General features: G+C 67.1%; 4 protein-coding genes. 1 reads left to right on the forward strand and 3 read right to left on the reverse strand.

Annotation, left to right across the window (positions count from 1 at the left end; all coding sequences use genetic code 11):
* Positions 1 to 198 precede the first annotated feature (198 nt).
* Positions 199 to 882 carry a siderophore-iron reductase FhuF gene (gene fhuF / locus V5F23_RS11200; RefSeq protein WP_338498899.1) on the forward strand — a complete coding sequence of 228 codons (684 nt, stop codon included), beginning with the start codon at positions 199 to 201 and terminating at the stop codon, positions 880 to 882.
* A gap of 54 nt (positions 883 to 936) precedes the next feature.
* Here the strand turns inward: fhuF and V5F23_RS11205 are convergent, their stop codons facing one another.
* The 3 genes from V5F23_RS11205 to V5F23_RS11215 are packed head-to-tail and all read right to left on the reverse strand — an operon-like array spanning position 937 to position 16626.
* Positions 937 to 2580: a cyclic peptide export ABC transporter gene (locus V5F23_RS11205; RefSeq protein ID WP_042729812.1), complete on the reverse strand. Its 1644-nt coding sequence runs from the start codon at positions 2578 to 2580 to the stop codon at positions 937 to 939.
* A gap of 1 nt (position 2581) precedes the next feature.
* Entirely contained in the window at positions 2582 to 6412 is a 3831-nt protein-coding gene (locus tag V5F23_RS11210) for a non-ribosomal peptide synthetase (RefSeq protein WP_042729811.1), read from the reverse strand.
* A complete protein-coding gene (locus V5F23_RS11215; protein WP_338498406.1) occupies positions 6409 to 16626 on the reverse strand; it encodes an amino acid adenylation domain-containing protein in 10218 nt (3405 codons plus the stop codon). The genes V5F23_RS11210 and V5F23_RS11215 overlap by 4 nt, the downstream gene beginning before the upstream one ends.
* Between the last annotated feature and the right edge of the window lie 20 nt (positions 16627 to 16646).

Consider the following 16646-nt stretch of genomic DNA (forward strand, 5'->3'; position numbering starts at 1 on the left):
AGGTCTTTGGTAAGCCTGGTCGCTGACGACGTTGAGTTTACAGGGGCGGGAGGATAGGATCAGCCAATGCTAATCGTTTGCATTAATTAGGGAAAGTCACGGGAGCCCGTTATCGAATTTCCAGAATGGCTGAACCAGGCCTGGCCGCCGATAAAGCGCGTGATCCGACAGGGGCCTGGCGATCAGCCTTGCATCGCGTTGAACCAACTGGCCAACCCCGAGGTGCTGCAGCCTTTGCTGGCCCGCTTCGCGCTGCGCTACCCCGGCGTGAACCGCGCGGCCGTGGTCTCGCAATGGTCGATGAACTACATGAGCATCGTCCTGCCGGCCACCCTGGCCTGTGTGTTGACCCGTCACTGCGCCATCGACTTCTGGGGCGAGCAAGCACAGTTGCTGCACGATGATGGCCAACCGTCGGCGCTGGGCCTGCCGAGCCGCCTGCCGGCCCTGGGCGCGCAAGAGCGCGCGGCCTACTGGTCGCGGTTGGTCCATGAGCACCTGGCGCCGTTGTTCATCCCCCTGGCGGCTGCCGGTGGCCTGGCACCGAAAATACTCTGGGGCAACATGGTTGCCATCTGGGACGGCGCTTTCGCGAGAATGGACCCCGACCTCTCCCGGGACGGGTTCGCCGAGGCGCACCGTTGGCTGGAGCAAGCTACGGTCAACGACGGGCGCCTGAAGTTGCGGGGCCTGCAACGCATGGTCGAGTCACCCGCGCCGCAGATCTGCCCAACCTTGCCCTTGCGCCGGCATTGCTGCCTGCACTATCAGTTGCACGAGCCCGTCGAAGGCCAGCCACCGGTGCTCTGCGAGTCCTGCCCGAAACTGCATCGCCTGCCCCTGGCGGAGCAGGTGAGCTATCTGCATTACATCTATGGATAGGCGTGAGCCCCGGTAACGGGGCTCGCCAGATTATCCACGGGTCTGTCGACGACCTCAGGACAACACCGCCGAGGCCTTCGCCGCAGCCTGGGGCGCCACTTCGCTGAGCGTGCCGTGCTCGATGCGGATCAGCCGGTCGGCCAGGCCGAAGTAGGCGTCGTCGTGGGAAATGACGATCAGCAATTTGCCCCGCTCGCGCAGGTCCGGCAGGATCCGGGTGTAGAAGAAATGCTTGAACACCGGGTCCTGGTCGGCCGCCCATTCGTCGAACAGGTAGCACGGGCGATCGTCCAGGTAGGCACTGAGCAGCGCCAGGCGCTTGCGTTGCCCGGTGGACAGGGCCAGGGTCGTCAGCTTGCCTTCCTCGATTTGCACCTTGTGATCAAGCTGCAGCTGGATCAGGTAGTCCTGCGCCTGCTTCACCAGGTGCGGATCGTCGCCGTCGAACAGGTTCTCGAACAGGCAGAAGTCGGTGAAGATCGCCGAGAAGTGCTGGCGGTAATGGTGGTTGTCGTGGCTGGAGGAGACTTGCTCGTCGAGTACGATGTCGCCGTTTTCCGGCCGGTAGAGGCCCGTCAGTAACAACGCCAGGGTGGTCTTGCCGCTGCCGTTGCCACCGGTGATGAACACCACTTCGCCGGCATTGAGCGTAAGGTCGATGGGGCCCAGCGTGAAATGGCCGTCCTCGCGCTCGCGGTAGTAGGTATGGCTGACCTGCCGGCACACCAGGCTGCGCACCTGGGTCGGGGTGATCGTCTCGATGGCCCCGTCGGCGGCCTGCATCTCGCCTTCCAGGGCGCGAATCTTGTTCAGCGCGACACTGGCCCGGCCCAGGGTCGGCAGGGCGTGCATCAGCTCCGACAGCGGCGTGATCATGTAGAGGATCGCCAGGATGTAGCCGGTGACCAGGCTGACCTGCAGCTCGATAAAGTGCGGCGCGGCGAACAGCACCACGCCGATCAGCAGGTAGAACACCGCATTGCCCCAGTTCATCACCAGCGCATAGATGCTCATGCCCCGCACGAAATCCCGGCGATATTGCTGGCTCACCGGAATCAGCAACCGAGTGAAGAAGTGTTGCCGGCGCGGGTGGTTGAGTTGCAGTTCCTTGCTGCCGTCGGTGAGCAGGCGGTACTGGTCGAACAACTGGTCCTTGAGCTCACGGGCCCGTGAGATCGAGGTCAGTGCCCGGCGTTGCGGCCAGTTGAAGCTGAGGCTGCCCAGGGCGATCAGCAACAGCGTCAGGCCGAGCAACGGCAGGCTCAGCCAGCCCAGGTAGGCCAGGCAGGCGGCGATGATCCCGGCGTTGACCAGCAGGATCGGCACCAGCTCCACCGCCTGGCTGATGGTTTGCGTATCGTCGGTCAGCATCGCCAGCAGGCGGTGCTTGCCCAGGCGCTGCAACTGCGCGTACGGCGTGTCGATCAGCTTGGCGCTCAGGTGCAGGCGCATGTCATTGACCGCTGCTTGGCCCAGGCGCAGCAGGCTGACGTCGGAGATCACCCGCGACACCGCCACCAGCGCTACCAGGGCGCCGAAGTACACGCCATCCATCGGCCGCAGTTGGTCGAACACCGTCAGGCTGTGGTTGATGTTGGCGATCAGGCCAGCCGCCGCAAGGCCGCAGATCAGGCCCGTCAAGGTCGCCACCAGCAGGGCGCGCCATGAACGTTTGGCCATGAGTAACAACAGATCCATTTCAAACCGCTCCGTGTGTCGCAAGGGCCTCGAGACGCGCCGCCAGTTGCTGCTGGAAGGCGGGCTGTTCGAGGACAGTGAGGTGCTGTGCCGGGATGACGTCGCGGGTCAGCGAACCGCTGCTCAGGCGTTCCCAGTGTGGATCGGCAAAGTCAGCCTGGGCCAGGGTGTCGCTGGCCCACCAGACATGCACCGGGCAGCTCAGCCGGGCCGGCTTGAAGCTGGCCAGCAAGTGCTGGGTATGCTGCTGGTAGCGCAGCCGCGTCTGCAAATGTTCCCAGCTGTCGCCATCGAGTTGCAAGCCTTGCTGGCGCGCCCACTGCACCAGTTCCGGCAGTCTCGCCGCCGGGGGCAGGGCATCCAGTTGCGCGGTCAACGCGCTCATCAGCGGCGCCGGCAATTGGCGCATCAGCGCCTGGCTGTCGGGGGTCAAGGCCTCGACCGCCGATTCCAGCAGCGCTTGGACGCTGTCCTCCGGCGCCTGGTGCTGGTATTGCGAGTCGATGATGCCCAGGAAGGCGACCTGTTCGCCCAGGCTTTCCAGGCGCGCCGCCGCGGCGATCGCCAGCAGTCCACCGAGGGAGAAGCCCAGCAGGTGATAAGGCCCGTGGGGTTGCTGTTGGCGCAGGTGTTCGACGTAGAGCGCGGCGAGGCTCTCGATGTCGCCTCCCAGCGCCGTGCTGTCCTCGGCCAGGTAGGCCGCCTGCAAGCCCCAGAGGTTCCAGGCCTGCAACGGCGTCAACAGCGCGCGGTAGTCCTGCACATGGCCGGTGGACGGGTGGAAGCAGAACAGGTTGGCCGCTTCGACGCCGGGCGGCGACAGCCTGACCAGCGGCGACAGTTTCAACTCGGCCTGCACCAGCGCCGCGAACGCCGAGACGCTGGGCGCGTTGAACACGGCGTTGACGGTCACTGGCGCCGACAGGGCGGTCTGCAAGCGGCTGGCCAGCGTTACCGCCGCCAGGGAATGGCCGCCCAGCTCGAAGAAGTTATCGTCGATGCCCACCCGCTCCAGGCCCAGGACCTGTGCCCAGACCTCGGCGAGCAGGGCCTCCAGCGGTGTGCGCGGCAAGGCACTGCCGACCGTGTCGAGCACTTTGTCGGCCCATTGCTGCAAAGTCTTGCGGTCGAGCTTGCCGTTGCCCATCAGCGGCAACGCTTCGACGATCCGCAGGGTCGGCAGCATGTAGTCCGGCAGGCAATCCTGGGCCTGGCCGTGCAAGCGCGCGACGCTGGTCGAATGCCCGGGTGCCAGGGTCATGAAGGCGAACAATTGCTGGCCGAGTTCGCCACGGGGAATGCACTCCACCGCCGCTTGGGCCACACCGGGCAGGCCGGCCAGTTGGGCCTGTATCTCGTCGAGTTCCACGCGAAAGCCGCGGATCTTCACCTGGCGGTCCGCACGCCCGGCGATCTCCAGGCTGCCGTCGTGGAGGTAGCGCGCCACGTCGCCGGTGCGATACAGGCGCTCGCCGGGCCCTTGCGCCGGCTCGATGAACCGTCCGGCGTCCTGTTGTGCGTCCAGGTAACCCCGCGCCAATTGCGGGCCGGCGATGTACAGCTCGGCACTCTGGCCGGGGGCGACGGGCGCCAGTTGCTCGTCCAGCAGGTGCAGGCGCATGCCGTCGAGACGGTCGCCGAGGGGCAGGCGGCGATAGTCCACGGCCGGTTCGAGCTGGTGCATCACCACCCCGACCGTGGTTTCGGTGGGGCCGTAATGGTTGAAGATCGTCAGGGCCGGCGCGTGTTCGCGAACGCTGCGCAGCAAGCGGGGCGAGCAGTTTTCACCGCCGAGGATCAGTTGCTTGCGCGGCAGCACGGCGGCGCTTTGGGCGTGAATCAGCCAGGCGTCGAGCAACGACGGTACGACCTTCAAGTGATCGACCGGATGCTGCGCCTGCCACGTGGCCCAGGCCTGGGCATCCATGGCGGTTTCCTTGTCCAGCAGGTGCAGTTCACCGCCGCTGAGCAGCGCCGGGAACAGCAAGGTGTAGCCCAGGTCGGCGGCCAGCGAGGTGACCACCGCGCTGCGCTCGCCGGCCGCCAGTGACAGGCGCCGGGAGACACTGGCGACGTAGCTGGCAAGCTGGCGGTGCTCGACGATGACGCCTTTGGGCGTGCCGGTGCTGCCGGAAGTGAACAGCACGTAGGCGGCGTCTGCGGGCTGGACCTCGTGCTCCGGTGCGTGGCTCGGACCTTGCTGCCAGAGCGTTTCCTCGCGCAAATCGAGGCTGGCGACGGCGGGCAGGGCGGGTGCCGGGCCCGCCGCGCCGCTGAGGATGAACGCCGGTCGCGCCTGTTGCAGGATGGCCAGGGAGCGTTGGGCGGGTTGATGCACGTCCAGCGGCACGAACGCGGCACCGCTTTTCAGCACGGCGAGCATCGCCAGCACCATCGGCGCCGAGCGATCCAGGTACAGCGCCACGCGGTCTTCGCGACCGATACCCTGGGCCCGCAGGTAATGCGCCAGCTGGTTGCTGCGTGCGTCCAGCTCGGCGTAGTCCAGATGCCCATGGTGGTCGCGCAGGGCCACGTGAAGAGGGTATTGGCTGGCGCAGGCGCTGAAGCGCGCCGGTACGCTGGCCAACACCGCTGCGCTGTCGAGTGGGCCCTGTAGCGCCGCCAGCGTTGCGGCGAAGCTCGGGGCCTGCAACGACAGCGCCGACAGCGGCGTGGCAGGGTTGGCGAGGGCATCGAGCAGCAGCGACTGCAGCTGTTCCAGCAGCATCGCGGCGGCCTGTTCGCTGTAGCGGTTCGGCAGGTGAGACAGGCTCAGGCGATAACCACTGCCCGTCGTTTCAGCCACCAACAGCAGCTCCATGCCTGTCGGGATGGCGTGGGCGTCCAGTACCGTGAGCGTCGAGGCGCTGCTGCCCAGGACGTCGAGCCGCTCGGGCAGTTGCGCGCCCCACTGGAAGCCGTAGTGCGACGCTTCGACTGCCTGGGCGGTGCTGACGCCGCAGTATTCCTGCCATTCGGTGGCTTGCTCGCAGAGGTTTTGCAGGTGTGCCAGGGCCTGGGCGAACGAGCTCTCGGGGGCCGGTTGCCAGCGCAGGGGCAGGGGCTTGGCGAACAGGCCCCAGCAGTCGGCGAGTTCTTCGTAGTCGTCGCGGCAATCATGGACCCAGTTCAAGGTCAGGGCCGGGCTGTCGCCGCTGCTCAAGCGTTGCAGCAACACGGCCCAGGCGGTCATCAGCACCTGCTCGGCAGATGCATCGTGGCGCTGGCAAAAGCTGTCCAGGGCCGCGTTCAACAGCGGGCTGGCGAGCAGGCGAGTGGTCACCGGGGTGGCGGCGCGGTCGCTGCGCACCTGGCGGTAGAACAGCTCGCCGGTGGCCGCTGGGTCCACCGCCTGGGTGGCCCAGAAACGCCGGCCATGCTCGGCGTCTTCGTCGGCCTGCAATTCGTAGAGCCAGGCGCTGTATTGGGTGTAGGTCATGGCTTCGTCGTCGACCGTCGGCGCCTGCGCGCAAGCCAAGGCCTGGGCCAGGCGCAGCAAGGTCCCGCGGTCCGCGCCCAGGGCTGGCAGTTGCAGGCTGAGCCGATGCCGATCGGCCCCCACCGATTGCACCTCGACACGGATGGCGTCGTGTGCGGTGACGGCCGACTCCACCACCTGCAACGGCAGCAACAGGCCCGGCTCGGGCCGTACCCGCAGGCGTAGCGCTTCGTGGCAGGCGCTCAGCGCGGCGAGCCGTTGCTGCACGCGCTCCAGGGCCAGCGCGCCGCTGATCTCCAGCTCCAGGCGCGCCGACGGCAAACCGCCCAGCCACTGGCTGCGTTGCTGTGGCGAGAGGGCGAACGCTTCTTCACGCTTTTCGTAGGCGCTCATGCCTGCACCTCCGCCGCCGGCTGCGGCGGCACGTCGGGCAAAGCCCCCTTCAATTGGTCACGACGCATCATCTGGCCCATGGCGACACAGATCTTGCGCTCGCCTTCGAACGGGTCGCGGGCGTGGGCCACCAGCATGTTGTCGAGCATCACCATGTCACCTTTTTGCCAGGCGAACCGCACGGCGCAGTCTTCGTACGCCGCACCGATCACGTCCATCACCGCGTCTTCGATCACGCTGCCGTCGCCGTAATAGACGTTGCGCGGCAGGTGTTGCGGGCCGAACAGATTGATCAGGTTGCTGCGCACTTCAGGCTCCAGGCAGGCGGTGTGGTGCAATTGCACCTGGTTGAAGAACGACAGCTCGCCGGTCTCGGGATGCTCGACAATGGCCGGGCAGTGCTGGGCGATGCGCAGGTTATCGGCCCCCAGCCATTCCCAGCGCATGCCCGATGCCTGGCATTGGCGCTCGACTTCCTCGCGCTGTTGGGTCTTGAAGAAGTCCTGCCAGCGCACGTCCAGCTTGTCGGTGAAGTGGCGCACGTAGAGCAGGCCCTGGCTCTTCAAGCGGGCAACGATGTCGTCCGGCAGGCGCGCCAGCACCTGGCGGCAATCGACGATCGGCGTGCAGCCGCCCACCGGCGAAGGTGTTTCGCAATAGAACCACTGCTTGCGCGGCCACTGCGGCAGGTGCGAGCTCTCGTTGTGGAAGAGAATCATGTGTTGTTCCGGGTACGGCGTGGAGTGGTAGATGTTCTTGCCGGAGGTGTTCTTCGGCAGGTCACCGTAGGTCCCGTAGAGGTCCGGTTCGATGGCCTGGGCGAACTGCTCGAAAGCGGCGGCGTCCGGCAGGTTGAAGCCGCGGAACAGCAGCCCGCCGTGGGTGCGCAATTGCTCGTTGATCCATGCCCGGGCTTGCAGCGCCCAGTGCGCCGGGTCGAGGTCGCCCAGCAGCGGTTCGATGACCAGCGGCAGGGGCTGCCCGGCGATCAGCGTGCGGGTGCGCACCTGTTCGTGGGCCAACTGGCTGACGGCGGTGGCCCGGGTCTGCTTGAGCTTGCTCAGCTTGGACAGCTTGCGCGCGCTGCGTGCCGTCGCGTCGTCGGCCGGTGCTTCAGGCTGGGCCGGCGCGCTGCTGTCCTGAGGGTGCGCCAAGCGCCAGGACCAATCGTCCAGTGCTTGCCCGGAAGCCGAGGCGATCCGCTCCACCAGGCTTTCGAAGCCCTGTTCGAGGCGCTTGACGGTCGCTTCCTGCAGCACGCCGGTGCGGTACACCCAACGCACATTCAGGCCTTGGGCTTCGTCTTCCTCGACAAACACGGCGAGGTCGAACTTGCTGCTTTCCTGGCGCGGCGCCAGGTGCTCCACCGCAAGATCGGCCAGGCTGGCATTGCCGGTGGGCGTGTTCTGCATGACGAACAGCACCTGGACCAGCGGGTTCACCCCTGGCGTACGGGGCGGTTGCAGTTCCTCGACCAGTTTGTCGAACGGCACCTGCTGGTGCTGGAAGGCTGACAGGCAGTCTTCACGCAGGCGTTGCAGGCGCTCGTCGAACCCTTCGCCTTCGCTCAGGCGTGCGCGGATTGGCAGCACGTTGACGAAGAAGCCGATGAGGTGTTCCAGCGCCGGGTGTTCGCGGTTGGCCAGGTCGGTGCCGACGATGAAGTCGTTGGCCCCGGTGGCGCGCTGCATCAGGCTGTTGAAGGCGTTCAGCAGGACCATGAACAGCGTCGCTCGCTGCTGTTGCGCATAGGCCTTGAGCACCTGCGCCTGGGCCGGGCTGAACCGTTGCTCCAGGGCCGCGCCCTGGTAGTCGGGACGCGCCGGGCGCGGGTAGTCGAGCGGCAGCGGGATCAGCGTCGGTGCACCGTCCAGTTGGCGGCGCCAGTAGTCGATGGCCCGCGCCAGTTGGCGTTGCTGCGCTTCGCTGCGTTGCCAGTAGGCGTAGTCGGCGTACTGGACCGGCAACACCGGCAACACCGGCAAGTCCGGGGTCGCACCACGGGTGTAGGCCTGGTAGCCGGTGATCAGCTCCTGCACCAGGATGCCCATGGACCAGGCGTCGGTGGCGATGTGGTGCAGCACCAGTTGCAGCACGTGATCGTCCGCGCCCAGGCGCAGCAACCGTGCGCGCAGCATCGGCGCCTGTTGCAGGTCGAATGGGGTGCCGGCCTGCTCGTCGATCAGGCGTTGCAGGGTGTGCGCTTGCTGCTCGCCGTCGAGCGGGGCCAGCTCGGTCGGCGTCAGGTCGACCACGGGGGCCGGGCTGATCACTTGGCAAGGCTGGTCGCCGTTGAGCTGGAAGGCGGTGCGCAGTGATTCATGGCGCTCCAGCACGGTTTGCAACGCCGCTTGCAGCGCCGGGATGTCCAGCGCACCGCGCAGCCGCACCACGCTGCTCATGTTGTAGGCGGCGCTCGGGCCTTCGAAACGATCGAGGAACCACAAGCGTTGCTGGCTGAACGACAACGGCAACGGCTGGTGCCGTGGCGCCAGGGCGATGTCGCTGTCGCCCGCGGACTCGACCGGGGCCTCGCGCTGGCGGTCCACCGCGGCGGCCAACTGCTCCAGGGTGCCGCGCTCGAACAGCGTGCGCAGCGGCAGGTTCACGTTCAGGCGTCGACGAATCCGCGACAGCACCTGGGTCGCCAACAGCGAGTGACCGCCGATGGCGAAGAAGTCGTCGTGCACGCCGACCGTGTCCAGGCCGAGAATCTCCTGCCACAGTTGCGCCAGGACCTGTTCGGTTTCGGTGCGCGGGGCCACGCACAATGCTTCGTTGGTCTCGGCCTGGGGCACACCGCGGGCGGCGAGGGCGCGGCGGTCGACCTTGCCGTTGGCGTTCAGCGGCAATTGTTCCAGCGCCAGCCAGCGCGCCGGCACCATGTAGCTCGCCAGTTGCGCGCCCAGGTAAGCGGCCAGCACCTGTGGCGCGGGCTCGTCGCCCAGGTCGGCGGTGCTGTCCAGCACGTACCAGGCGACCAGTTGCAGGGCTCCCCGGGTGTCGGGCAGCGCCAGGACGGCCGCGCTGTTCACTGCCGGGTGTTGCATCAGGCGGTTTTCGATCTCGCCGAGTTCGATCCGGTGGCCGCGGATCTTCACTTGCTGATCGCGGCGGCCGAGGTATTCGAGCACGCCATCGGCGCGCAGCCGGCCGATGTCACCGCTGCGGTACAGCCGCGCATCCGCCTGGAACGGGTGCGGGACGAAGGCTTCGCGGGTGCGCTGTGGGTCGCGCAGGTAACCGCGCCCCACGCCGACGCCACCGATGCACAATTCACCGGGAACACCGATGGGCACCATGCGCAGTGCTGAATCGAGCACGAACACCTGGTTGTTGGCGGTGGGTTTGCCGATAGGCATGTGCAGGCAGTCGTCGGCCGGGGCTTGGGTGATTGGGTGGAAGGCCACATCGTCCGAGCATTCCGCCGGGCCGTAGGCGTTCATCAGGGCGATGGTCGGGAAGCGTGCGAACCAGTCCCGCGCCAGGGCCGGTGGCAAGGCTTCACCGGTGGGCAGCAACCAGCGCAGGCTTGCCAGGGTATGGTGCGCCTGGCTTTCCTGGAGCATGCCGCGGATCAGCGCCGGCACGGTTTCCAGAAGCGTCAGCCCGTGCGCCTGGACGGCGTCGAGCAGGGCCACCGGGTCATGGGCCTGGGTGTCGGGAAGAATCTGCACGGTGGCGCCGAACAGCGGTGCGGCGAGGAACTGCCACACGCAGATATCGAACGCCGCCGACGCGGTCTGGGCAATCCGGTCGTGCTCGCCCAGGCCCAGGCTCGGGACCTTGCCGAACATGTTGTTGAGCATCCCGCGTTGCTCGACCATGACCCCTTTCGGTGTGCCGGTGGAGCCCGAGGTGAAGATCACGTAGGCCAGTTGGTCGGGGTCGTGGACATAGGTGACCGCCGGTGCCTCGCTGCCTTGCCAGAGCGCCTGGGCGATCAGGCAGGTGGGTTGCCGACGCAGTTGTGGCAGGACGTTGTCCAGGGTCGCGCTGGCGCTGTCGCACACCAGCAGCAGCGGGGCTTCGCCGAGGTCCAGCAGCTCCGCCAGGCGGGCCGGCGGCTGCTGGATGTCGAGGGCCTGGAACGCGGCGCCGGCCTTGAGTGTGGCGATCATCATCGTCAGCAGGGCCAGGCCACGCTCGGCAAACAGCGCCACCAGGGTTTCCGGGCCGGCGCCAGCCTGTTGCAGCGCGTGGGCGATGGCGTTGGTGCGGCGGTCCAGTTCGGCGTAGGTCAGCGATTGGTCCTGGCAGACCGCGGCGATGTGCTGCGGGCGGCGACGGACCTGGTCGGCGAACAGCGAGGCATAGCCACGCTCCAGCGGGAAGTCGACGGTGCTTGGGTTGCACTCGACCTGCAAGTGACGGCGCTCCGCTTCGGGGAGCATCTGCAAGCTGCCCAGCGGTGCCTGTGGCTGGTCGAGCATGCTGGAAAGCAATTGCACCAGATGGCCGAGCATGCGCTGCACGGTGTCGGTGGTGAAGCGCTGGCTGTCATAGGACAGGCGAATGCCCAGGCGATCGCCGGGGTAGAGCACCACGGTCATCGGGAAGTTGGTGTGCACCCGGTCTTCATAGATGTCGATGCTGAAGGCATCCAGTTGCACGCTGCTGATGTCCAGCGGGGCGTTCTCGAACACCACCAGGCTGTCGAACAGTTGCTGGCCGCGGGGTACTTCGCTGCAACGCTGGATGTCCACCAGCGACGCGCTTTCGTGCTCGCGCAATTGCGCGTTGTGCGACAGCAGCGCTTGCAGCCAGTCGGCGACCGGCGCTTGCGGGTCGACGTCCACCCGCAGCGGCAGGCTGTTGATGAACAGCCCGACCATTTCCTCGACGCCGGCAAGGTCGGTGGGACGACCGGCCACGGTGACGCCAAACAGCACGTCGCGGTTGCCGCTGTAGCGCGACAGCAACAGCGCCCAGGCACCCTGGATCCAGGTGTTCGGCGTCAGTTGGTATTGCTGGCACAGCTGCTGCAAACGTTGGGTCTGGGCGATGCTCAGGGTCTGGTCGAAGTCACCCACCTGTTCCGGCGCCTGTTCGGGGCGCGCCACGGGGCTGTCCACGTGCAGTGGCGTCGGTTCGCTGAAACCGGCCATCTGCGCCTGCCAGAAAGCGTGGGCGGCGGCCATGTCATGGCGCTCCAGCCAGCTCATGTAGCCACGGAACGAACGCAGGCGCGGACGGGCTACCGGCTCCTCGCGCACGATGGCTTGGTAGATCGCCAGCAGGTCTTCCATCAGCAGGCCGAAGCACCAGGCGTCGGTGAGGATGTGGTGGAAGCTGCGCACCACGGCGAAGCGACGCTCATCCAGTTGGAATACCCGCAGGTGGGTCAGGGGCGCACACGCCATGTCGAAGCCTTGCAGACGCTGGGTTTCCAGGGCCTGGTCCATCGCCAGGCGTTGCTGCTCGGCATCGAGATGGCGCAGGTCCTGCCAGTCGAACGCCGCATGGGTCTGGCGGTAGACGCATTGCAGCGGTTCGTGGTCGTCCTGCCACCAGAATGCGGTGCGCATCATCGGGTGGCGTTGCAGGAACAGTTGCCAAGCCGCTTCCATCGCCGGGCGTTGCAACACGCCGTCCCAGCTGTAGCGCTGTTGCATCAGGTAGATCCCGCTGTGGGGTTGCAGCAGGGTGTGCAGCAGCATGCCCTGTTGCATCGACGACAGCGGGTAGACGTCTTCGATGTTCAGCCAGTCCAGCGGCTCGGCCGCCAGGGTCGCCGCTTGCTTGTGGCACAGCGGGAAGGCCTGGCTGGCGGGGCGCAGGTCGGCGGCGTTGATCAGCCCGGCCAGTTCGCCCAAGCGTTGCACGAGCTGCGGCGCCCAGGTGGCGGCGAGGGCACCCTGGCAGCGCACGTGCAGGCAACCGTCCTGCCACCAGGCGTCCAGGGTCAGCGGGCAGCTCGTTGCCGGCAATGGGCTCGCAGCCTCGATCTGGGCCAGGATGCCGTGTGCTTCGCGGTGACTGTCGCGGTTGCCCTGCCAGCGAATGGCGACGGCTGCCGGCGGCAGGTCACGCAGGGGTTCTTGCAGGTACGCGTTGTCCGACAGGTAGCGCAGGGCACCGTAGTCGACGCCGTGCTGCGGGTAGGCCCGCCACTGCGCGGCCAGCGCCTGCACGCGTTGCAGCAGGTTGTCGCCTTCGGCCTGGAGGAAGTACGGCACCGCCAGGTCCAACGGGCCGAGGATGCGGGCCGGTTCCAGGTCGGCCACGGCAATCGGCGCATTGACGGGCAAGCGTTCGGCGGCGGGGCGCCCACCCTGTACGCTCAGCGCCAGCAGGCCGGCGCCGCCGTGCTCACGGCACTGTTCGGCCACGGCAGCGGCCAACAGGCTGTTCCAGTCCAGTTGCAGCACTTGGGCCACGCGCTTGAGGTCGCTGGAGAGGCTGGCCGGCAGCGCCTGTTCGACCAGGTCGGCCGATGCCTGGCTAGCAGGCAGTTGCAGGGTATCGGCACCGGCGTATTGCAGCCAGTGCTCCCAGGCCTCGTCCAGGGCATCCCCTTGGGCGTGGTCCTGCTGGTGCCGGGTCCACTGGGTGAAGTCGCCGCCACCATAGGACAGGCGCACCGGCCGTTGATAGCGCAGTTGCGCCAGCGCCAGGTTGAGGTCGCTCAGCAGCAGTGACCAAGAGGCTTCGTCGACGCTCAGTGGGTGAGCGGCCAACAGCAAGAATGGCTTGCCGGCCACGTCCAGCAGTCGGGCATGCAAGGTCTGGCCGGCGTCCAGCTCCAGGGCATCGACACCGGCCTGGGCCAGGCGCTGCAACTGCACCGGCGTGCAGGCGGCCAGGGTTTCGCTGCCGATGACCGACGCCTTGGCCGCGCCCAGCACCCGTTGTTGCCATTGGCCTTCGGGCAGGGCCTTGAGCGCCAGACGCAAAGCCTGGTGGTGTTGCTGCAACGCACTGATCGCCTGGCCCAGCAATTCGCTGTCAAGGGCCTGGGCCAGCGCCACGCAGCGCCAGGTGGCGTCCAGCGGCCCCTGTTCCAGGCGGGCCCGTTGGCCGGCGCCCAGGGGCAGTTCGTAGCCTTCGGCGAGGTTGTCCGTCATTCCCTGGCTGGCGTCGGCACCCAGTACCCGGGCGATGTCAGCGATGGTGCGGTTCTCGAACAGTTGACGCGGGGTGAGTTTCAGCCCTTGTTGGTTGGCGCGGGCGATGATCTGCAGGTTGATGATCGAGTCGCCGCCAAGGGCGAAGAAGTTGTCGTGCACGCTGACCCGTTCCAGCTTCAGGACGTCCTGCCAGATCTCGGCCAGCAGCGCCTCGACGTCGTTGCGCGGGGCCACGTGGCTGGCGCTGTCTTCGGTAGGCTTTTGCGGGGTCGGCAGGCGTTGGACGTCGACCTTGCCGTTGCGGGTGAGGGGCAGTTCATCGAGGGTGATGAAGTGCGCCGGGACCATGTAGTCCGGCACGCGGGCACTGAGGTCGTTGCGCAGCTTAGTGGCGGACAGCGATTGGCTGGCGACCAGCCAGGCCACCAGGCGCAGGGTGCCGTCCAGTTCCACGGCACGCACCAGGGCCTGCTCGATCAGCGGCGACAGGCGCTTGATCTGTGCCTCGACTTCCCCCAGCTCCAGGCGGTTGCCGCGAATCTTCACCTGGCTGTCGACGCGGCCGAGGAACGCCAGTTGGCCGTCCACTTGCCAGCGCACGCGGTCACCGGTGCGATACCAGCGCTGCTGTTGCGCATCCAGGTGGAAACGTTCGGCGGTGAGGTCGTCGCGGTGCAGGTAACCCCGGGCCAGGGCGCCGCTGATCAGCAGCTCACCGCTGACGCCGGTGGCGGTCAGGCGACCGTCGCCATCGACCACTTGCAAGTGGCGGTTGGGCAGCGGTCGGCCGAGGGCAATGCTGCGCAGGCCTGGGGTCAGTTCGGTGGCAATCGCGCCGACCGTCGCTTCGCTCGGGCCGTAGTGGTTGAACACCCTCAGCCCCGGCGCCAGGTGATTCACCTGCTCCAGGAGCGCCGGGCTGAGGGCGTCACCGCCGAAGACCAGCAGCGAGCGCGGCAACAGCCGCGCATCGGGCAGCGCCTGCAACAGGCCGGCGAGGTGGCTTGGGGTGATCTTCAGCACATCCACCGGGTGCCGGTCGAAGAGCTCGGCCAGGGCCAGCGGGCTGAAACCGCTGTCCTCGTCCACCAACAACAGGCTGGCGCCGCTGCACAGGGCACCGAACAGCTGGGTGTGGCCGAGGTCGGCGGCAATGCTCGACAGCAAGCCGTAGGTGGCGGCCGACGGCGGGTTGAGCACGGCGTGCACCGCCGTGAGGTAGTCGACAATGGCGCGGTGCTCGACCACCACGCCTTTCGGCGTGCCGGTGGAACCCGAGGTGTAGATCACGTAGGCCGCATCGGTCGGGCTGTGGGCCACGGCCGGTGGCGTGTCGGGTTGACGGGCGAGGGTGTCGGCCTGTTCCGCCAGCCACAACGCCTGGGTATGTTCGGCCAGTTGCTTGAGCAAGGGCGACGGTGTGGCGCCAAGCAGCAGCGCCGCGCGGCTGTCCACCAGCACGTCGACCAGACGCCCGGCGGGTTGCTTGATATCCAAGGGCAGGTACGCCGCGCCGGCCTTGAGGGTGGCGAGCAGGGCGATCACGAAATCGGCGCTGCGCTCGAAGGCCAGTGCGACCACGCTGCCCTGGTCGATGCCTTGGGCGCGCAGGCAGTGGGCGAGGCGGTTGGCCTGCTGATCGAGTTCACGGTAGGTCAATGCGACCTGGTGATCGCGAACCGCCAGGTGCTCGGGGCAACGGGCAGCCTGCTGTTCGAAGCGCTGGTGCAGGCATTCGAGGGGCACGGGCAGTTGCGCGCCACGGCCTTGCGCCAACAATTGCTGGCGTTCTTCGGCGTCCAGCCATTCCAGGCGGTTGACCTGGCATTGGGCTTGGCTGGTCATCGCCAGCAGGATCGCGCGCAACTGCGTGGACAACACCGCGACTTCGGCGTCGCTGAAGCGGCTGCGGTCGTAGCTGATCAGGTAGTGCAGTTGGGTGTCCGGCATCACGATCAGCGACAACGGGAAGTGGTTGCGGCCCTGGGTGAGGGTGAGGCCGTCGACCTGCTGGTCGTTGGCCGGGGCGCTGAAGCTCAAGCCACCGGTGTCCTGGTTGAGGGCATCGGTCACCGGGAAGTTCTCGAACACCAGGATCGAGTCGAACAACGCCTGCTCGGCGGCAATGCGGGTCATCGCCTTGAGTTTGCCCAACGGCAGGTAGGCGTGGTGGCGCAGGTCGCTGTTGGCGTGCTGCAACTGTTGCAGCCAGTCCACCAGCGTCGGGCTCTCGGCCCACTGCACCCGCAGCGGCAGGGTGTTGATGAACAGCCCGACGGTGCTGTCCACCGCTGCCAGGTTCTCCGGCCGGCCGGCGACCGTGACGCCGTACACCACGTCGTCGCGTCCGGCGTGCTGGCCCAGCAACAACGCCCAGGCGCCTTGGATCAGGGTGTTGATGGTCAGGTCATGGCGCCGGGCGAACTGGGTCAGTTGCTCGGTTTCACCTGAGTCCAGGCGGCTTTCCCACTCGGCGAACGGCGCGCCCGACGGCGCGGCCTGGCGGGTGGCGAAGGACGGCAGTGGGGTCGGTTCGCTCAGGTCCTGCAACTGTTCACGCCAGAACTGTTCGGTGACGGCCATGTCCTGTTCCGCCAGCCAGGCGATGTAGTCGCGGTAAGGGCGGGTGGCTGCCAGGTGGGCCGGGCGGCCGTGGGCTTGTTCGTAGTACAGCGCCAGCCATTCCTGGACCGCGATGCCGACGCTCCAGCCGTCCATGAGGATGTGATGGAAGGTCCAGATCAGGTGCCAGCGCTCGGGCGCCAGGCGCACCAGGCACACGCGCATCAGCGGCGACTCGTTCAGTTCCAGCGGTTGGGCCCGTTGCTCCAGGCCCAGTTGCTCCAGGGCCGCTTGCGTGTCGGCGCGGCCCTGCCAGTCCAGTTCGGTCAGGGGCAGGTCGACGTCCTGCTGCACCACCTGATAGGCATCGTCCAGCTCTTCCCACAGGAACGCACTGCGCAGCACCGCGTGGCGTTGCATCAGCGCCTGCCAGGCCCCGCGAAAGGCGCCCAGTTGCAGCGGGCCGTTCATTTCCAGGGTCAGTTGCTGGTAGTACACCCGCGAGTCCGGTTCAAAGACACTGTGAAACAGCAGGCCGTGCTGGGTCGGCGAAAGGGAGTAGATGTCTTCGATGTTGTTCATGCTTGCTTGGTCCATTTCAA

Source organism: Pseudomonas sp. WP18 (assembly GCF_036689585.1).
Lineage (GTDB): Bacteria > Pseudomonadota > Gammaproteobacteria > Pseudomonadales > Pseudomonadaceae > Aquipseudomonas > Aquipseudomonas chlororaphis_E.